General features: G+C 65.1%; 17 protein-coding genes. 6 read left to right on the top strand and 11 right to left on the bottom strand.

What is annotated here, in order from left to right; all coding sequences use genetic code 11:
* Positions 1 to 8: 8 nt before the first annotated feature.
* Both AC3A4Z_RS19295 and AC3A4Z_RS19290 read right to left on the bottom strand, forming a co-directional pair.
* Entirely contained in the window at positions 9 to 599 is a 591-nt protein-coding gene (locus AC3A4Z_RS19295) for a hypothetical protein (protein ID WP_498713444.1), read from the bottom strand.
* A 25-nt stretch (positions 600 to 624) separates the two neighbouring features.
* Positions 625 to 1,977 carry an MATE family efflux transporter gene (locus AC3A4Z_RS19290; RefSeq protein WP_498713442.1) on the bottom strand — a complete coding sequence of 451 codons (1,353 nt, stop codon included), beginning with the start codon at positions 1,975 to 1,977 and terminating at the stop codon, positions 625 to 627.
* A 108-nt stretch (positions 1,978 to 2,085) separates the two neighbouring features.
* On the opposite strand from AC3A4Z_RS19290, the gene AC3A4Z_RS19285 reads away from it, so the two are divergent.
* The 3 genes from AC3A4Z_RS19285 to AC3A4Z_RS19275 all read left to right on the top strand — a co-directional run bounded on the left by AC3A4Z_RS19285 (position 2,086) and on the right by AC3A4Z_RS19275 (position 8,520).
* Entirely contained in the window at positions 2,086 to 2,520 is a 435-nt protein-coding gene (locus AC3A4Z_RS19285; protein ID WP_498713441.1) for a DoxX family protein, read from the top strand.
* Between the two features lie 499 nt (positions 2,521 to 3,019).
* Entirely contained in the window at positions 3,020 to 7,414 is a 4,395-nt protein-coding gene (locus AC3A4Z_RS19280; protein WP_498713439.1) for a rhamnogalacturonan lyase family protein, read from the top strand.
* Between the two features lie 134 nt (positions 7,415 to 7,548).
* Positions 7,549 to 8,520, top strand: a complete 972-nt coding sequence (locus AC3A4Z_RS19275; RefSeq protein ID WP_498713437.1) for an acyl-CoA thioesterase — start codon at positions 7,549 to 7,551, stop codon at positions 8,518 to 8,520.
* Between the two features lie 56 nt (positions 8,521 to 8,576).
* Here AC3A4Z_RS19275 and dnaB read toward each other — a convergent pair whose 3' ends face one another.
* Positions 8,577 to 9,959 carry a replicative DNA helicase gene (dnaB, locus tag AC3A4Z_RS19270; protein ID WP_493971340.1) on the bottom strand — a complete coding sequence of 461 codons (1,383 nt, stop codon included), beginning with the start codon at positions 9,957 to 9,959 and terminating at the stop codon, positions 8,577 to 8,579.
* A 663-nt stretch (positions 9,960 to 10,622) separates the two neighbouring features.
* Here dnaB and AC3A4Z_RS19265 point away from each other — a divergent pair.
* Both AC3A4Z_RS19265 and AC3A4Z_RS19260 read left to right on the top strand, forming a co-directional pair.
* The gene (locus AC3A4Z_RS19265; protein WP_050057164.1) at positions 10,623 to 10,895 is read left to right on the top strand and encodes a hypothetical protein; all 273 of its coding nucleotides are present in this window, start codon (positions 10,623 to 10,625) and stop codon (positions 10,893 to 10,895) included.
* A 2-nt stretch (positions 10,896 to 10,897) separates the two neighbouring features.
* A complete protein-coding gene (locus tag AC3A4Z_RS19260; protein WP_498713434.1) occupies positions 10,898 to 11,470 on the top strand; it encodes a hypothetical protein in 573 nt (190 codons plus the stop codon).
* 11 nt (positions 11,471 to 11,481) lie between these two features.
* Here the strand turns inward: AC3A4Z_RS19260 and AC3A4Z_RS19255 are convergent, their stop codons facing one another.
* From AC3A4Z_RS19255 to AC3A4Z_RS19245, 3 genes are all read right to left on the bottom strand, one after another.
* Positions 11,482 to 11,835, bottom strand: a complete 354-nt coding sequence (locus AC3A4Z_RS19255; RefSeq protein ID WP_498713431.1) for a TFIIB-type zinc ribbon-containing protein — start codon at positions 11,833 to 11,835, stop codon at positions 11,482 to 11,484.
* Positions 11,836 to 11,887: 52 nt separating this feature from the next.
* A complete protein-coding gene (locus AC3A4Z_RS19250) occupies positions 11,888 to 12,514 on the bottom strand; it encodes an FMN reductase (RefSeq protein WP_498713429.1) in 627 nt (208 codons plus the stop codon).
* 93 nt (positions 12,515 to 12,607) lie between these two features.
* Positions 12,608 to 13,444: a PhzF family phenazine biosynthesis protein gene (locus tag AC3A4Z_RS19245; RefSeq protein ID WP_498713574.1), complete on the bottom strand. Its 837-nt coding sequence runs from the start codon at positions 13,442 to 13,444 to the stop codon at positions 12,608 to 12,610.
* A gap of 87 nt (positions 13,445 to 13,531) precedes the next feature.
* On the opposite strand from AC3A4Z_RS19245, the gene AC3A4Z_RS19240 reads away from it, so the two are divergent.
* On the top strand, positions 13,532 to 13,954 hold the full coding sequence (locus AC3A4Z_RS19240) for a DUF1801 domain-containing protein (protein WP_498713427.1): 423 nt from the start codon (positions 13,532 to 13,534) through the stop codon (positions 13,952 to 13,954).
* 66 nt (positions 13,955 to 14,020) lie between these two features.
* Here the strand turns inward: AC3A4Z_RS19240 and rplI are convergent, their stop codons facing one another.
* The 5 genes from rplI to AC3A4Z_RS19215 form a co-directional block, all read right to left on the bottom strand.
* On the bottom strand, positions 14,021 to 14,473 hold the full coding sequence (rplI, locus tag AC3A4Z_RS19235; protein ID WP_050057159.1) for a 50S ribosomal protein L9: 453 nt from the start codon (positions 14,471 to 14,473) through the stop codon (positions 14,021 to 14,023).
* A gap of 17 nt (positions 14,474 to 14,490) precedes the next feature.
* Positions 14,491 to 14,730 (bottom strand): 30S ribosomal protein S18, encoded by a 240-nt coding sequence (gene rpsR / locus AC3A4Z_RS19230; protein WP_003800144.1) that lies wholly within the window; start codon positions 14,728 to 14,730, stop codon positions 14,491 to 14,493.
* A 126-nt stretch (positions 14,731 to 14,856) separates the two neighbouring features.
* Positions 14,857 to 15,432: a single-stranded DNA-binding protein gene (locus AC3A4Z_RS19225; RefSeq protein ID WP_050057158.1), complete on the bottom strand. Its 576-nt coding sequence runs from the start codon at positions 15,430 to 15,432 to the stop codon at positions 14,857 to 14,859.
* A 73-nt stretch (positions 15,433 to 15,505) separates the two neighbouring features.
* Positions 15,506 to 15,811 carry a 30S ribosomal protein S6 gene (gene rpsF, locus AC3A4Z_RS19220; RefSeq protein WP_015939036.1) on the bottom strand — a complete coding sequence of 102 codons (306 nt, stop codon included), beginning with the start codon at positions 15,809 to 15,811 and terminating at the stop codon, positions 15,506 to 15,508.
* 239 nt (positions 15,812 to 16,050) lie between these two features.
* Positions 16,051 to 17,463 (bottom strand): amino acid permease, encoded by a 1,413-nt coding sequence (locus AC3A4Z_RS19215; RefSeq protein ID WP_498713424.1) that lies wholly within the window; start codon positions 17,461 to 17,463, stop codon positions 16,051 to 16,053.
* Positions 17,464 to 17,820 lie beyond the last annotated feature (357 nt).

Raw genomic sequence — 17,820 nt, 5'->3', positions numbered from 1 at the left:
TTCCTAGTTTACGGCGTTCCTGCTGCGCTGCGGGCATCGTGCTTGATCGTCAGCCCGGCAAGGGCCCAGAGCACGCCGGAAATGATGGCGCCGCCGCCCGCCACACCGAGCAGGGCATGGGCGCCCAGGCTGATGAAGAAGGGCAGGATGGCGGCGGTGCCCAAGCCAATAATTCCGGACGCGATCCAGTCGCGGGCCAGCACGTGCCTGCCGCGGAATTTCAGGCCGCACAACAGCTCCAGGACTCCGGCTACGGCCAGGCCCAGCGCTGCGATGACGCCAAACAGCAGATCACCGTGCAGCAGGAGCAGCGCAACGCCCGCACCGGCAAGCACGGATCCGGCAGCGGAAAGCATCTTGTCTGGCGCACTTTCCCGCTGGAACCCCGACGCCCGGATCCCCCAGACCAGGAGGAGGCCGGTGGCCAGCAGGTAGAGCCCGCCGGACCATCCCATGACCTCCACGGACGGTGCCGCCCAGAAGATAGTGACAGCGCCGAACACCAGTGCAGCTGCGGAACGGAGGAGGACCGGCTTCCACAGGTCAGCCCTGGGAGCCGTTCCGGGAGCAGTGCCTGCGGGGGTTCTCGGTTGGGTCACCGGTCCAGTTTAGTGGCGGTCCGAGCTAGGGCGAACCCAGCACCATCCAGCGGTCCGAACGGGCGCGGAGGCCAAGCGTGACGGCGCGGGCGGCCATGTAACCGAGCGCGAAGGCGGCCCACAGCCAGCCAAGTCCCTGCGCGCCCGCAGCATGCGAGAGTCCCACCGCAACCAGCAGCGGCACGTACACGGCCAGGTTCACTACACCGGCCAGCGCCAGGTATTTGGCGTCCCCGGCACCGATCAGCACCCCGTCGAGCACAAAAACGTATCCCGCAATAGGCTGGCCCGCGGCGAGGACCCACAAGGCGACGGCCAGGACGGACTGAACCTGCTGATCGGACGTAAAGAGGGCGCCCGCCCAAGGGGCGGCAACTGCCAGCAGCACCCCGGTGACCACGCCGAAGCCCAGCCCCCAACGGGTCATGGTGGCAGTCAGCAGCCGGGCCATGCGCGGGTTGGAGGCCCCCAGCTCTTTGCCGATCAGCGCTTGGGCGGCAATGGCGAGGGCATCCAGGGCGAAGGCGAGGAAGGAGAAGATGGTCATGGCCAGCTGGTGGGCCGCCAGGTTCACTGCCCCCTGCGCGGTGACCACAACAACAGTGGCCAGGATGGCAATCCGCAGGCTGAGCGTGCGCAGCATCAGCCACGAACCAACACGCGTCATGCTCCTGATACCGCTCCAGCTTGGCAGCAGGCTCACGCCGTGCGCCGCGGCGTTGCGCTTCACCATCGCCAGGTAGACCGCGGCCATGGCCCATTGGGCCACGCTGGTACCCACGGCGGAGCCGGTGACGGACCAGCCCAGCCCGTAGACCAGCCACAGATTCAGGACGATGTTCAGGCCAAAACCCGCCGTTGCCACCACCAAAGGTGTCCGGGTGTCCTGGAGGCCACGAAGGAGGCCGGTGCCCGCGAAGATCAGCAGCATGGCCACCAGGCCGGGCATGGACCAGCGGAGGTAGTCCACGGCGAACGCGCGCACTTCGCCTTCCGCACCCAGCAGCCCCATCAAAGGGTCGGCGGCCAGGAATCCGGCCGCAGCCAGAACGGTGCCCAGCAGCAGGGCCAGCCACACGCCGTCGCGCCCGGCCGCCAGGGCCTTGCCCGGCTGCCCATCCCCCATGGCGCGCGCCACCGCGGGAGTGGTGGAGTAAGCGAGGAAGACCATGAGGCCGACGGCGGTGTGCAGCGCTGCCGTGGCCAGTCCGACGCCGGCCAGCTGCGCTACGCCGAGGTGGCCAACGATTGCCGAATCCGCAAGCAGGAAGAGCGGTTCAGCGACGAGGGCGCCAAAGGCGGGTACCGCCAGCCGAAGGATCTCGCGGGCATGCCCTTTCGGCGGGGCGGAGGGCGCGGGAGCAGGTAAGCGGGGCACCTTGCCAGCCTAATCCGGCCCGCGGATGTGTCCACGCCGGCATGACAAAGCCCACATTATGACGACATTAGTTGACACTTCAACAATTGATTCGGAAGACTTGATGCCATGAACCAGTCACGACTTACCACCACCGCCATCACCGCCCTCCGCATTATCCTGGGCTTCCTCTTCGCAGCGCACGGTTGGCAGAAGTTCAACGAGTGGACCATCGCCGGCACCCAGGCGTCCTTCGCGAAGATGGGCGTTCCGGCAGCAGAAGTGGCCGCACCGGCCATTGCCGTACTGGAACTGGCCGGCGGAGTCGCCCTGATCCTCGGCATCCTTACCCGCGTCATCGCAGCCCTCCTGGTCCTGGACATGCTCGGCGCCCTGTTAATGGTGCATGCTGCCGCGGGCGTTTTCGCTGCCAACGGGGGCTATGAACTGGTCCTGCTCCTGGCTGCGGCCGCGTTCGCCCTGGCACTGACCGGTGCGGGCCGACTTTCCCTGGACCGCGCCCTCTTCGGCCGCAGCAACTCGAAGCTGGCCGTCCTGGCCTAACCTTCCCCGGTCCGGCAGCTATGGGCACGCCGGCAACCGCACGACGGCGGATGGGCACTTGGGTGCGCATCCGCCGTCGGCATTTAACGCCCTGCGGAGCCTCGCGCCACCGGCACGCGCGCCCAATTCGCCGGAAGCGTGTGGAGACGCCGTTCCGGAACGGCGAGCGGGGCGCTTTCCGGCGATTTCGGGCAACTGGCACCCCTCCCCGCCGGCTTCTCCCGTTACCGCCGCTCGCGAACGGCCGAACACTTCCTAACAACTAGTGCCAGAAAAACTCAGGGAAAGATGGGAAAACGCTTGCCAGTAGCCGCCGCTGCCTGATAAACCAATGAGTGCTGCAGTGCGAGCTGCATCACTCTCCCGGGTCTCAACTATTCCGAACCATCACTTCGGAACCCTCAAAACCGCAATGAGCCACCGTCGGCGTCGTTAGGTCTTTGAATCGTTCCAACTTTCCTGGGTACCTCTTTGCCACCGCTCATCGAAGGAGATGTCCGTGAACAAATCCCCGCAAGCAGCACGCCAACCCCAGCAACCACCACCATCCCGGCAGCGCCGGATCCCTGCCGGCGCGAAAGCCGTGACAGCCGCGGTGGCATCAGCCGCCATCGCCTTTACCGGACTCCCGGCGGTCCAGGCGGATACCGCCCTGCCGCCGGTGGGAAGCGGGTTCAAGTTCGATTTCGGCCCCGGCGCCACAGCGGACGGCTACACGGCCGTACCCGCAGGCACCCAGTACTCCGCCGCCACGAAGTTCGGCTTCACCGACACCGCCGTCACCTCCGGTACGGACCGCGGCACGGGCGACCCGCTGCGTTCGGACTTCGTCCAGGCCCAGGGCAGCACATTTCTCGTGGACCTGCCCAACGGCGACTACACCGTCAAGCTCATCGCCGGTGACGCCACCGAGGCCACGAACATCGCCATCACGGCGGAAACCATAGCGAAGGTCCAGGCCACGGACAAACCCGCCGGGCAGTATCTGGAAATGGAATTCCCCATCTCGCTGGTGGACGGCCAGCTCAACCTCGACTTCAGCGGCACCGCGGCCAAGATCAATTCCCTGGCCATTTCCGCCCGCGCTCCCCGCACCGCCACCACGGATCCCGGCGTCTACCTCGCCGGCGACTCAACGGTCCAGACCTACGACCCCGGTTTCGTTCCCCAGGCCGGGTGGGGCCAGATGATCGACCGCTACTTCGACGAGAAGGTTTCCTTCAAGAACCACGCCATCGGCGGCCGCAGCTCCAAGAACTTCATCACCCAGGGCCGGCTGGACGAAATCCTGAGGGTAATCAACCCCGGCGATTACCTGATGGTCCAGTTCGGGCACAACGACGCCACTATCGGCGTCGACGACCGCTACGCCTCCCCCGCCGACTACAAGGAATACCTGCGCACGTACGTCAACGGCGCGCGCCAGCGCGGTGCAACACCCATCCTGGTCACCCCCGTGGGACGCCGGGACTATGAGGAAGCCACCGGCAAATTCAATGTCAGCTTTCCTGAATACGTGGCGAAGATGCAGGAACTGGCCACCGAGGAGGGCGTGGCCCTGGTGGACCTCTCCGCCTTGAGCCGCGCCTACTACGATGCCATCGGCCCCGAGGACACCAAGTCCGTGTTCCTCCACGTCGATGCCGGCGTCTATCCCAACCGGCCCACCGGCACGGTGGACAACACCCACTTCCAGGAATACGGCGCGATTCAGATTGCCCGCCTCGTAGCCGGAGGAGTAAAGCAGCTCAGCGTTCCGCTGGCCGCACGCGTCAAGGAAATCGCACCGCCGTCGTCCGTTCCCGCCAAGCCCCAGGGCCTGGTGGCGGGCAACGTCTCCAACGCCGGGGCGCTCCTCAAGTGGCAGCCGGTGGACGGCGCGGACATCTACAAGGTGTACCGCAAACTGGCCTCCGAGCCGTACGGCGCCTACAAGCTCACCACCACCTCCACCGTCCCCACGGTGAACCTCTCGGGCCTGGCCGAAGGGACGGCCTACAACGTCCGGGTAGCCGCGATGAACGGCAAGGGCCTCTCCGAGCCCAGCGACACCCTCAACCTGACCACCAAACAGGCAAAGTACAAGTTCGATTTCGGGCCCGTGGGAGCGCCTGTCGAGGCCGGCTACACCGAAGTGAACCGGACCATGGCCTACACGGCGGAGCGCGGCTTCGGCTTCAAGGACATCTCGGTGCTCAGCGACCGGGACCGCGGCGCCGTGACCAGCAACCTGCTGCGCGACTTCGTCCTCAGCGGCTCCAGCTTCGAATTCCAGCTCGACGTCCCCAACGGCACCTACGCCCTGAAGACGTACCACAGCGACTGGATCGGCTCCACCCGCACCGACGTTGCCGCCGAAGGAACCCCGTTCGGCCAGGTGTCCTCCAGCAGAGCATCATCAGCAACAAGAATCATCAACCAGGTGCTGGTTTCCGACGGGCAGCTGAACCTCGCCATCAGCGGCTCGGGACAGCGCCTCAACGGCCTGGAAGTCACCCCGCTGCTGGTGGGACCCACTAACCTGCACACCACCGCGATCAACGCAGCGTCGGAACCACCCACCGTTGACCTCGCCTGGGACGCAGTGGCAGACGCGGCCAGCTACAAGGTCTTCCGCAAGGCCTCGTTCGAGGCCGAACCCCGGCTTATTGCTGAGAACGTCACCGCGGCGGCCTTCCAGGACACCACCGCGTTCGCCGGCCTGGCGTACAAGTACTTCGTCACAGCGGTGGACAGCACCGGACTGGAATCGGTCCCCTCCAACACGGTGGAAACCGCCCTGGTGGACCCGAACACTCCCGTCCCGGCGGCCACCGCCAAGGTGGACATCAAGGCAGTGGAGAAGACCAGTGTCACGCTCAAGTGGCAGAAGGTTTCGGGCGCTGCCGCCTACCAGGTCTACCGGTCCACTTCCCCGGACGGCCCCTTTGAGTACGTGGGCCGCGCCACCGAGGTGAATTACACGGACTACACCGTGCTGACCACCATCAAGTACTACTACCGCGTCACCACCGTGAACAAGGGCGGCGAATCCGCGCCGTCCCCGGTAGCGGGAACCGAAAAGGTGACCGTGGTGAACCGGCAGATGGAGAAGCTGGACCGCGCCCCGGTTGCACTGCTGACCGGCGAAGGCGTCCGCGTAGGCTGGCGGATGCTGGGCCTTGACCCCGAGCAGATCGGCTTCCATGTGATCCGCGACGGCGTCCAGCTCACCGACGAGCCCATCCGCAACAGCACCACGTTCCTCGATCCGTCGGGAACGGCGTCCTCCAGGTACGTCATCAAATCCGTGGGCAACGGCGGGGACCAGCTCACCGCGGAGTTCACGCCGCTGGCCCGGGACTACCTTGCCATCAAGCTGGACAAACCTGCCGACGACTACACCAAGGACGGCCAGCCCTACAGCTACTCCGCCGGCGACTCGAGCGTGGCCGACCTGGACGGTGACGGCACGTACGAAGTCCTGCAGATGTGGTCCCCGTCCAACTCCAAGGACAACTCCCAGGCAGGCTACACCGGCACCGTCTATGTGGACGCCTACGGGATGGACGGCACCAAGCTCTGGCGCATCAACATGGGCCCGAACATCCGTGCCGGCGCCCACTACACCCAGCTGCTCGCTTACGACTTCGACGGCGACGGCAAGGCCGAAGTCGCAATGAAGACGGCGGACGGCACGCGTGACGCCGCGGGCACCGTCATCGGCAACCCGGGCGCCGATTACCGCAACAGCAGCGGGTACGTTCTCACCGGGCCGGAATACCTGACGGTGTTCCACGGCGCCAGCGGCACCATCATGGACACTGTGGCCTACGATCCGCCGCGCGGTGACGTGGGGGCCTGGGGTGACACCTACGGGAACCGGGTGGACCGCTTCCTCGGTGCTGTGGCCTACCTCGACGGCGAACACCCGTCCATGATGTTCAGCCGCGGCTACTACACCCGCGCCGTGCTGGCCACCTACGACCTGGTGGGCGGCAAGATCACCAAGCGCTGGGTCTTCGATTCGGATATCAGCGGCGCCCAGTACCGGAGCCAGGGCAACCACAACCTGTCCGTGGTGGATGTGGACGCGGACGGCAAGGACGAATTTGTCCTCGGTTCCATGACCATCGACGACAACGGCAAGCCCCTGTACACCACCGGCCTCGGCCACGGCGACGCGATCCACACCAGCGACCTCGACCCGTCCCGGCCGGGACTCGAGACGTTTGCCGCCCACGAGGACATGGGCTCAAGCGGCAACAGGGGCGCAACGTTCCGGGACTCGCGGACCGGCGAGGTGTTGTGGAGCATCCCCGCCACCAAGGACACCGGACGGGCGGCCGCCGGTGATATCGACCCCCGCTATGCCGGCGCCGAAGGCTGGGCCATCGGCGGTGATGCAGCCTGGAACTCGCCCGTAGGTGAGCTGCGCTCCGCCAAGGGGGAGCTGATTGCCAACAACATTCCGGCGGCCAACTTCCTGGCCTGGTGGGATGGCGACCTGCTCCGCGAGATCGTGGACCACGACTGGAACGCTGCCGCCAGCACGGGGACGCCCAGCATCGCCAAGTGGAACTGGGAGAGCGAATCCAGCGACCGGCTGCTCACCGCCACCGGTGCCAAGTCCAACAACAGCACCAAGGGTACGCCGGCCATCCAGGCCGACCTCCTGGGTGACTGGCGGGAAGAACTCGCCTGGCCGTCGGCCGACAGCACAGAGTTGCGGATCTACACCACCACCGCTTCCACTGACGTCCGGCTCCGGACCCTGATGCACGATCCGGCGTACCGGCTCTCGGTTGCCCGCGAGAACATCGCGTACAACCAGCCGCCGCACCCCGGGTTCTACATCGGCGAGGGCATGGAGCTTCCTGCCCAGCCGGACATCGTGTACACCCGCGCCGGTTAACTTTCCCTCCATCAGCTGGCCTGCCCGCCTTTCCGCGGACGGGCCAGCTGCGTTTAATACACTTGCGGGTGCCTGCCTTGCCACCCCGGCCGTTCCAACCGGCCGGTAACCGGCCGCGTCAGTATGATCGCAGCATGACTGAGACCGGCGCCTCCAATTCCGTGACCCTGCGCTTCCTGGCCGCTCCCATGGACGTGGGCCACAGCGGCTCCGTGGATGCCGGAACTGTTCTGGAGTGGGTGGACAAGGCTGCCTACGCCGCTGCCGTGGGCTGGGCAAAGTCCTACTGCGTCACGGCCTACGTGGGAAACATCCACTTCGCTGACCCTGTCAACAGCGGCGACATGGTGGAGGTGGAAGCCACCATCGTCTACACCGGGCGGTCATCCATGCATATCCGCACCGTGGTGTCCTCGGGGGACCCCAAGGGCGGTCCGGCCACCATGCGCAGCCAGTGCATGGTGATCTTTGTTGCTGTGGGTGAGGATGGAAAACCCATCCCGGTCAAGCAATTCGAGCCCGTCACCGCAGAAGAGATCGAGCAGCGCGACCATGCCCTGGCCCGCATTAAGATCCGCGAGCAGATCGTCGAAGCTATGAACCGGCAGGAATATACCGACGCGGGTACGGCAGAGCGGGTCACCCTGCGTTTCATGGCCGCTCCCACCGATGTGAACTGGGGCGGCAAGGTCCACGGCGGGATTGTGATGAAGTGGATCGACGAGGCCGCGTACGTCTGCGCCTCCCGCTACTGCGGAATGGACACCGTGGCGGTGTTCTCCGGCGGCGTCCGCTTCTACCGTCCGCTGCTGATCGGGCACGTGGTGGAGGTTGAGGCCCGCCTGGTCTACACCGGCACCAAGGGCATGCACATCGCAGTCCACGTCCGCTCCGGCGACCCCAAGAGCCGGGACATGAACCTCACCACCTACTGCCTCACCGTTATGGTGGCGCGCGACGCCGAGGGCAACTCAGTGCCCGTCCCCGCCTGGGTGCCGGTCAGCGATGAGGACAGGAGGCTCCACGCGCACGCGCGGGAGCTGCTGGAAATCAGGGGAAAGGCGCCGGGGAACCGGCTCCCCAACCACCTCTTGGCCCGGGGCTGACGGCCACGGCCGCGAGCCGCCCACGGCTGAGCTGGCCCCGGGGGGACCAGGGCAGCCTAGAAGCCGCCTCCGCCGGCGTCGGCCGCCATGTTGGCGAAGCGGGAGTAGTGGCCCTGGAAGGCCACAACGATGTCCTTGGTGGGACCGTTACGGTGCTTGGCCACCAGGATGTCCGCTTCTCCCGCGCGCGGTGATTCTTTGTCGTAGACGTCCTCGCGGTGGAGCAGGATCACCATGTCCGCGTCCTGCTCAATGGACCCGGACTCACGAAGGTCCGACACCATGGGCCGCTTGTCCGAGCGCTGCTCGGAACCACGGTTCAGCTGCGACAGCGCGATGACGGGGACCTGGAGCTCTTTGGCCAGCAGCTTCAATGCACGGGAGAACTCGGAGACTTCCTGCTGGCGCGACTCCACTTTCTTGCCGGAGCTCATCAGCTGCAGGTAGTCCAGGATCACCAGCTTGAGATCGTGCTGCTGCTTGAGGCGGCGGCACTTGGCCCGGATTTCCATCAGGGACATGTTGGGGCTGTCGTCGATGAACAGCGGCGCATCATTCATCCGGCCCATCGTGGTGGCGATCTTGGACCACTGCTCGTCCTTGATGGTTCCCTTGCGGAGGTCCTGCAGGCCGATGGTTGCCTCGGCGGAGAGCAGGCGCATGGCGATCTCGTTCCGGCCCATTTCGAGCGAGAACATCACGGTGGACAGGTTGTTCTTGATCGCCGCGGACCGGGCGAAGTCCAGCGCAAAGGTTGACTTACCCACGGCCGGGCGTGCGGCGATAACGATCATCTGGCCGGGGTGCAGCCCGTGGGTGAGCTCGTCAAGTTCAAAAAAGCCGGTGGGCACTCCAGTCATACCTTCACCGCGGTGGCCGGACGCCTCGATCTCGTCCACGGTGGACTCCATGACGTCCTTGAGCACCACGTAATCCTCGGCGGTGCGCCGCTCGGCCACGGCGTAGACCTCGGCCTGGGCCTGGTTGACCAGGTCCTCCACTTCGCCGTCCGAGCCGTAGCCCAGCTGGACGATCTTGGTGCCGGCGTTGACAAGCCGGCGGAGGACGGCGCGCTCGGCCACGATCTCGGCGTAATACCCCGCGTTGGCTGCGGTGGGAACGGTCTGGATCAGCTCATGCAGGTATGCCGGGCCGCCGATCCTGTTGATCTCGGCACGCTTGGTCAGCTCGTCCGAGACCGTGACGGCATCGGCCGGTTCCCCGCGGCCGTAGAGGTCGATGATGGCCTCGTAGATGGTCTCGTGGGCCGGGCGGTAGAAGTCCTGGCCGCGGAGGATCTCCACGACGTCGGCGATGGCGTCCTTGGACAACATCATGCCGCCGAGGACAGACTGCTCCGCGGCAATGTCCTGTGGAGGCTTCCGGCTCGCGTCCGATCCTCGGGTGGCCTCGACCGGGTCCAGATGCGCTATAGACAAAGCTGCCGTCCTCCATTGTGTACCGGGAACCGAGGTGCCCGGTGACTAAACGTCCTGCTGATGCATTGCGTGGAAAAGCCGCGCTCCGCCACCTGTCCAGGTATACCGGCGGGCTCTGACAATCCCTGCCGCCAGCCACCACACAGGCCGCCGGCAGGAGTTATCCCCACTATCCACAGGTTTTCCACATCGGGCCGTTACTGCGGGATGAGTGGTTCTCCCCAGCCGTGCCAAATGCCTCCCCGGAAACCGTCCGGGGCGCCGAAGAACAGGTACCCCGCTACGCTAGCCGCCAGGAGTCGCGCCTCAAAGCCAACATGCTTCAAGGGTTGTGGATAACCTGTGCAGTACGGGGCATAGCTTGTGCACAGCCTGTGGGGAAACCTGTGGAAACAAAAAAAGTTTTAGCGCCTTAAGGGCTCTGACCAGCGGAAACGTCGATCCGAGGTTGTGGAGTAAATATTTCTTCTGTGGAATTTCATCCACAGCGCGTATCGCCCGGAGGGGCCGGGAAACGCTCCTTGCAGCGCACGGCAGGTGCGGCGGGCGTTGTGTGGCCGGCCTCATATTCCCTTCGCAAGGGCAGCCTGTGATTCAGGCCCGCCTGTATGCGGCAGGACGAATATTGCTGTGGATAACCCGGATCTGGCATAAGCTCTATGCATGGGCGAACTACTGCTGGTCCTGTTGCCTGCGATCGTATTGGTGGCGCTCATCTGGGGTCTTTTTACGGCCCTGAGCCCGCGCGACTCCGGGATGTCTGACGCCGAAAAATACCAGCGTGACCTGGCCGAGCGTTCCGCGCAGCACTATGCGGCCCAGGTCCAGGCCGCCACCGCTGCCCGCGCCCAGCTCGATCGGATCACCAGGCCAAGCCAGAACGCCCAGGCATCATCGGACCTGGCTGCTGCCAGGAAGCACATAGAACGGCGTTAGACATGGAATCGCTTGTGGCCCCGGTCCTTATCCTCCTGGCAGTGGTTGCCGGAGTAACACTGGCCGTCCGCATGCTCGGCAGGCGGAAGGCCGCCCGCAGCGCGGAACCGGCCGGGCCTGCCCCCACCGCGGCGGAGCTGGCCCGGACTGCCGCAGCCAAACTTTCGGAAGAGCAACACCGCAGGCTTTACGCCCTGATTGCGCAGGGGCAGGCGATGGCAGCGATCAAGCTTTACTATGAGGCAACCGGGGAAGGCCTGCGGGCGTCCCGGGACGCGGTGGGGGCGATGGCAGCCCACCCCCAGCCCTATCGCAGCCCTGAGGCAGCCCCGGCGGCCGCTGAGGACGATGACGACGACGAGCCGCAGCGCTTCCCCTACCGGTACCGGGCCATCGCCAGCAAAGGCGACGTGACCCGCGAAGTCAGCAGCAACATGCTTAATGACGAAATCTACGGCCGCATCCGCACGCTGGCCCGCAGCGGGGACACCGAGGCGGCCGCGACGGCGCTGACACGGCACTCAGACATCACCCTCAAGCAGGCCCGGGAATTCATCGAGCTGCTGGAAGACTGAGTTCCCCCGTACTAGAAGTCGAAAAGCTCCCCCAGCCAGCCTTCCTTCTTTTTGTGCCGGCGGCTGTCAAAGTCCCGGTCGTGGTCCCTTTTGTCGTACCGGCGGTCATCGTAGCCGCGCTGGTCCCTGCGCTGTTCCGGGTTGGGGCGGGGTTCAAAGTTGGGGTAGAGCGGCGGGGGCACGACGCCGGGGGCCGGGGCGGGGCGGGCAGCCGGCTGGCCCGGCATGTTGCCGGCCGCACGGTCCAGGATCTTGTCCAGCTCTCCGCGGTCCAGCCATACCCCCCGGCACTGCGGGCAGTAGTCGATCTCCACGCCGCTGCGCTCTGTCATCATCAGTTCCACGGAATCCACAGGACATTTCATGTTCGGCACAACGAGCGGCGCACTCCGAAAGTTCGCTGCGGAGCCCGCACCGTCAGCGGGCGCCGGAGATGCCCGCCAGCAGCTGTTCAAAGGGCAGGGACTCCATCGGGGCGGGCTTCCGCCCCGGCTGGGGCCCTTCCAGCAGGCGGGTGAATTCACCCGCGGCCCGGCTAATGCGCTCGGCAAGGGTGGAACTGCCGTCGTCCGACGTTCCCCAGTCCTGGGGTCCGGCGAAGACGCCGGTAGCGGCCATCCGGGTGCGAAGGTAGCTGAACAGCGGGCGCAGGGCGTAGTCCAGGACCATCTGGTGCCGGTCCGTTCCGCCGGTGGCGCCCAGGAGGACCGCCTTGCCGTCCAGCGACTTGGGGTCGAGGACGTCGATGAAGGACTTGAACAGCCCGCTGTAGGAGGCACTGAAGACGGGTGTCACGGCGATGATGCCGTCCGAGGCCTCCACGCCGGCAATGACCTCCGCCAGGCGGGGGGCCGCGTAGCCGGTCACAAAATTGTTGGCGATGTCAACGGCCAGGTCCCGGAGCTCGACGATGTCCACGGTCACGGCATAACCAGCCGCACCGAGCTGGCGCTCGGCTGACGCTGCCAGCTGGTCGGCCAGCAGGCGGCTCGACGACGGTACGCCGAGCCCGGCGGAAAGGACTGTGATGCGGCGGGTTTCCATGGCATTTCTCCTAGTGCTCGTTCACTCATCATATATGCGTATGCATCTACCTTGTGAACGGGGCAAGCTGCCGCAGTATTCCCGTGCGTCTTCCTACAGCAGCACGGTGCCGCGGATACAGGTGGTGGAGTGTCCGCCCACCCAGATGTCGCCGCCTTCAGCCGCGACGTGGATCCGGCCGGCGCGGCCCAGGACAGTTCCCTGGGCTGCCACATACTCCGCGGGGGCCCGGTTGCTGCCGATCAGCCACTGCGCCGCTCCGGCGTTGAAACTGCCGGTCACCGGGTCCTCCGTCATGGCGTCACCGGGGATGAACGTGCGGACCTCGAAGTCAGCGTCCCCGCCTGGTCCGTGCGGAGCGATGACCCCCACCTTCAGCCCGCCCATGGCCGCGAAGTCGGGCTCGATGGCCAGCACCTGCTCCGCGGATTCCAGCAGCACACCGATCCATTCAGGCCCGTTGACCAGCCAGGAAGCATCCACGATGGCAGCTTCGGGAACCTGCAGCCCTGCCGCCAGCTGGTGCCGGACGGCGGGCTCCACCGGACCGAAACGGGTCAGCGGGGGCGCCGCGAAAGCCAGCCGCCCGCCGTCGTGCTTCACTTTGACCAAGCCGGCCGCGCACTCCTGGACGATGAACCCGCCAGGCTTCGGCACTCCCCCGGACTCCAGCCAGGCGTGGGCCGAGCCGAGCGTCGGGTGCCCGGCGCACGGGAACTCCTCGCTGCCCGTGAAGATCCGCACCCGATAGTCGGCGCGGGGATCCGTCGGCGGAAGCAGGAAGGTTGTTTCGGACAGGTTGGTCCAGTTGGCAAACTGCTGCATCTGGCCCGCTGCCATGCCCGCGGCATCGAGGACTACGGCGAGCGGATTGCCCCGGTAGGGCCCGCGCGAGAAGACGTCGACCTGATGGAAGGGGCGGTTGCGCAGGGATCGCGAAAGCGGGGATGGTGAAGTCACCGCTGCAGGCTATCACCGGTACTGGCGGGCGCCACGCGAGTCTGCAACACTGCGTCCATGGCGGAGAATAAAACGCAGCCCACCACAAGGTCTGTTGAGGAATTCCTGGCGTCGGTGGACCACCCTGGCAGGCGGGCGGACGGGTTCGAGCTGCTTGAGCTCATGCACGGCGTCACGGACCAGAAGGCGGTACTGTGGGGCCCCACCATCGTTGGCTTCGGCCGGTACCACTACCGCTATGAAAGCGGCCGGGAGGGTGACTCGGCCGCCGTCGGATTTTCACCGCGCAAGGCAAACCTTGCCCTGTACGGACTCACCTACGGCCCGGACGCGGGCCGCCTGCTGGCCGCGCTGGGCAAGCACAGGACCGGGGCTGCGTGCCTCTACATCAACAGGCTCCAGGACGTGGACCGCGCGGTACTCGCCGAGATGGTCCGGACCGGTTACCAGCACGTCATGGCGGAACTTCACAGCCCCTGACCTCCCCGCAAGCAGAAAACCCCCGCCGCCGGAATCCGGCAACGGGGGTCTTCACGCAGTAAGAAACTACTTACCAGCCACTACGTCGAGTTCGATCACAGCAGCAACGTCGTCGTGCAGACGGACGTTGGCCTGGTAGGAACCGACCGACTTGATGTGTGCCGGCAGTTCAACCTTGCGCTTGTCGATGCGGCCAAGGCCAGCGGCCTCAACAGCGTCAGCAACGTCGCCCTGCTTGACGGTGCCGAACAGGCGTCCGGTCTCGCCAGCCTTGACAACGAGCTTGACCGGCTTGGCGGAGAGTGCAGCAGCCTGCTTCTGAGCGTCTTCCAGGGAAGCGTGCTCGCGGGCGGCGCGGGCAGCCTTGATGGACTCAACCTGCTTCTCGCCACCCTTCGACCAGGTCAGGGCGAAGTTGCGGGGCAGCAGGTAGTTACGTGCGTAACCGTCCTTGACCTCAACAACGTCGCCAGCAGCACCGAGACCGGTTACTTCGTGGGTCAGAATGAGCTTTGCCATGTTAGTTAATCCCTTCCTTAGCCGCGGCCAGCGCCGGAGTAAGGCAGCAGGGCAACTTCGCGGGCGTTCTTGATTGCCTGTGCGATTTTGCGCTGTTCCTGCACCGTGACGCCAGTGACGCGACGGGCGCGGATCTTTCCGCGGTCGGAGATGAACTTGCGCAGCAATGCTACGTCCTTGTAGTCGATGACAGTGATGTCAGCGGCCTTCAAGGGGTTGGACTTTGGTTTGGGCTTACGGAGTTCAGCCTTAGCCATCGTGGAGCTCCTATTCTAGGGAGCCCGTGGATATTGATCCACGGGATGGTGGTGGTCCGACGGCGGCTTCCGCCTTGGTGCCTTGCGGCGCTTTGGGCGGTCCCGGCGTCGGGCCTTTATTGGTTGTTAGAAGGGAGGTTCGGAATCCGGGCCGTTGCCCCAGCCGCCTGCGTTGGAGACACCGGGCGTCGCCCAGGGATCGTCCTGTGCAGCCTGCTGGTTGCCGCCGCCCCAGCCTCCGCCGGAGTTGCCGCCCTGGTTTCCACCAGAGTTGCCGCCGCCGAAGCCACCGCCGCTGTTGCCGCCGCCGAAGCCGCCCTGGCCACCCGCGCCGGAGCGCTGGGTGCGGTTGACTTTGGCGTTGGCGTAGCGCAGGCTCGGGCCGATTTCATCGACCTCAAGCTCGATAACGGTGCGCTTTTCGCCTTCTTTGGTTTCGTAGGAACGGCTCTTCAGGCGCCCGGTAACGATCACGCGCATGCCCTTGGTGAGGGACTCCGCGACGTTCTCGGCCGCTTCACGCCATACAGCGGCGCGGAGGAACAGGGTTTCCCCGTCCTTCCACTCGTTGGACTGGCGATCAAAGGTGCGGGGGGTGGAAGCGATGGTGAAGTTCGCTACTGCCGAACCGGACGGTGTGAACCGCAATTCCGGGTCATTGGTGAGGTTACCGATGACCGTAATGGTGGTCTCGCCTGCCATCTACTGCCTCCTTGTTCGATCCTGGGTGAAGAGTGCGTTTCCTGCGGGTAAAGAATGAAAACTGGTGCTGAAATTACTCAGCAACAACCTTCTGCTCTTCGGGGCGGGTGATCTTGGTGCGCATGATGGTCTCGTTAAGAGACAGCTGGCGGTCAAGTTCTTTGGCGGTTTCCGGCTTGGCGGTGAAGTTCACCACGGCGTAGATACCTTCGGACTTCTTCTTGATGTCGTAAGCCAGACGGCGACGGCCCCAGATGTCAACCTTTTCGATGGTTCCACCATCGTTGGTGATGACGTTCAGGAACTTCTGAAGCGACGGCTCAACGGTACGCTCTTCGACCTCGGGGTCGATGATTACCATCAATTCGTAAGGACGCATATGTGAACCCACCTCCTTTGGGCTAAGCGGTTACGGCATTTCCGTAACAGGAGGTTCATTTGCGATGCCATGCAATGCCTTGCCTTCAGGAACGGAAGCAGGACGCAGCACAGACTTCAATATCTTAGTGCATTTGGACCGGATAGGCGATTCGCGCTTGACTCCAAGGCTATGCCCATGGTTGTCCGGGCGGCGGAAAGAAACCGGCTATGTGGAAAACCGCCGCCTGGCCTTGAGTATCAGGCCGACGGCTCGGCTGCCACCGGTACATCCTGGGTGGCGTCCTCCTCCGCTGCCGCCCCGGGGCCCCGGCGGCGGTACCGCCACACGCCGATGCCCACCACCACGGCGGCCAGGGCCAGCGAGAGGAACAGGGACTCGCGGGTGGACTCCAGGATGACCATGCCGATCAGCAGGGCCACAATGCTGACGATTGCCACCCAGGTCAAATAGGGGAAGAGCCACATCTTCAGTGCCAGGTCCTTGGCGGCAGCTCCCATCCGCTTGCGGAGGACCAGCTGGGAAGAGGCTATGACAAGCCATACGAACAACGCGATGGCGCCGGAGGTGTTGACCAGGAACAGGAAGACGGTGTCCGGGGCAATGTAGTTAAGGCCGACCGTGATGAAACCCACCACCGTGGAGGCGAGTACTGCCGCTGCCGGCACTCCCCGCCGGGAAATTTTTGTCCACGCCGCGGGGGCGTCCCCGCGCCGGGAGAGGGAGAAGAGCATGCGGCTGGCGGTGTACAGGCCGGAGTTGAGGCAGGACAGCACCGAGGTCAGGACCACGATGTCCATGATGGTTCCGGCGCCGGGGATTCCGAAGAGCTCGATCACTGCCACGTAGGGGCTCTTGGCAACACTCGCGTCGTTCCAGGGCAGCAGGGTGACTACGATGGCGATGGAACCGATGTAGAAGACAAGGATGCGCCAGACGGTTGACTTCACGGCCTTCTTGACGGCGTCAACGGGGTTCTCGGATTCACCGGCCGCGATGGTGGCGATTTCGGCGCCGAAGAAGGAGAAGACCACCACCAGGATGCCGGCCAGCACCGCCCCCGGGCCGTTGGGCAGGAATCCGCCGTTGTCCATGAGGTTGCTCAGCCCGGGCGCCGGGACGCCGGGAACGAGCCCCAGGATGGCGGCCACGCCAAAGAGCAGGAACAGCACGATCGCCGCGACCTTGATGGAGGCGAACCAGAACTCGAACTCACCGTAGGACTTTACGGAGCCCAGGTTGGTCAGGGTCAGCAGGACCATCAGGACAAGGGCCCAGACCCACTGGTCGATCCCGGGAACCCAGCGGTGCATGATCGCGGCGCCCGCGGTGGCTTCGATGCCGAGCACAATGATCCAGAACCAGGCGTAGAGCCAGCCGATGCTGAAACCGGCCCACCTGCCGAGCGCCTTGTCCGCGTAGGTGGAGAAGGAGCCCGTCTCAGGGTTGGCGGCGGCCATTTCCCCGAGCATGCGCATCACGAGGATGACCACTACTCCGGCAGCCATGTAGGCCAGCAGGATGCCGGGGCCTGCCTGCTGGATGGCGGCACCGGAGCCCACGAAGAGCCCGGCACCGATAACACCGGCGATGGCGATCATGGACAGGTGCCGCGGTTTGAGCGACTTTGATAATTGCTGGTCAGCGGGCATGGGTGCGCCGTCCTTTGGTTCTTTGGGAAATGGATGGCCTGGGACGGCGGCGGGCGGTGGCCCGCGCGCCGGAGGAGGCCGCCGTTGAGTGCGGTTGATCACACGTTTCTCCCACCCTAGACGCACCGCGAAGCACGGAAGGCTGTGCATCGGCACAAAAACCGGTGATCCAAACCGGGCATCCTTCCACTTGGAGCACCTCATGTGCACCGCCTGATTCCTCACGGGCACTTGAGAAATCTTGATGAAATCCAGCGCGTTAACGGTGGTGCCCCTTTTTGACGTGGGGCTATATTGACTCCACGGCTGGGAACCGGGCTGGGCGCTTCAAGCGGCCGGCTTTGCTGAACCTACGGT

It is taken from the genome of Arthrobacter sp. Soil_C_49 (assembly GCF_057656635.1).
This window is presented reverse-complemented; position numbering and strand designations above follow the sequence as displayed.

Coding starts and splice junctions, on each gene's coding strand:
- AC3A4Z_RS19255 (WP_498713431.1), bottom strand. CDS start 11,835: ATGAAATGTCCTGTGGATTCCGTGGAACTGATGATGACAGAGCGCAGC.
- AC3A4Z_RS19240 (WP_498713427.1), top strand. CDS start 13,532: ATGGCGGAGAATAAAACGCAGCCCACCACAAGGTCTGTTGAGGAATTC.
- AC3A4Z_RS19250 (WP_498713429.1), bottom strand. CDS start 12,514: ATGGAAACCCGCCGCATCACAGTCCTTTCCGCCGGGCTCGGCGTACCG.
- rpsR (WP_003800144.1), bottom strand. CDS start 14,730: ATGGCTAAGGCTGAACTCCGTAAGCCCAAACCAAAGTCCAACCCCTTG.
- AC3A4Z_RS19260 (WP_498713434.1), top strand. CDS start 10,898: ATGGAATCGCTTGTGGCCCCGGTCCTTATCCTCCTGGCAGTGGTTGCC.
- AC3A4Z_RS19225 (WP_050057158.1), bottom strand. CDS start 15,432: ATGGCAGGCGAGACCACCATTACGGTCATCGGTAACCTCACCAATGAC.
- AC3A4Z_RS19215 (WP_498713424.1), bottom strand. CDS start 17,463: ATGCCCGCTGACCAGCAATTATCAAAGTCGCTCAAACCGCGGCACCTG.
- AC3A4Z_RS19265 (WP_050057164.1), top strand. CDS start 10,623: ATGGGCGAACTACTGCTGGTCCTGTTGCCTGCGATCGTATTGGTGGCG.
- AC3A4Z_RS19275 (WP_498713437.1), top strand. CDS start 7,549: ATGACTGAGACCGGCGCCTCCAATTCCGTGACCCTGCGCTTCCTGGCC.
- rplI (WP_050057159.1), bottom strand. CDS start 14,473: ATGGCAAAGCTCATTCTGACCCACGAAGTAACCGGTCTCGGTGCTGCT.
- AC3A4Z_RS19285 (WP_498713441.1), top strand. CDS start 2,086: ATGAACCAGTCACGACTTACCACCACCGCCATCACCGCCCTCCGCATT.
- rpsF (WP_015939036.1), bottom strand. CDS start 15,811: ATGCGTCCTTACGAATTGATGGTAATCATCGACCCCGAGGTCGAAGAG.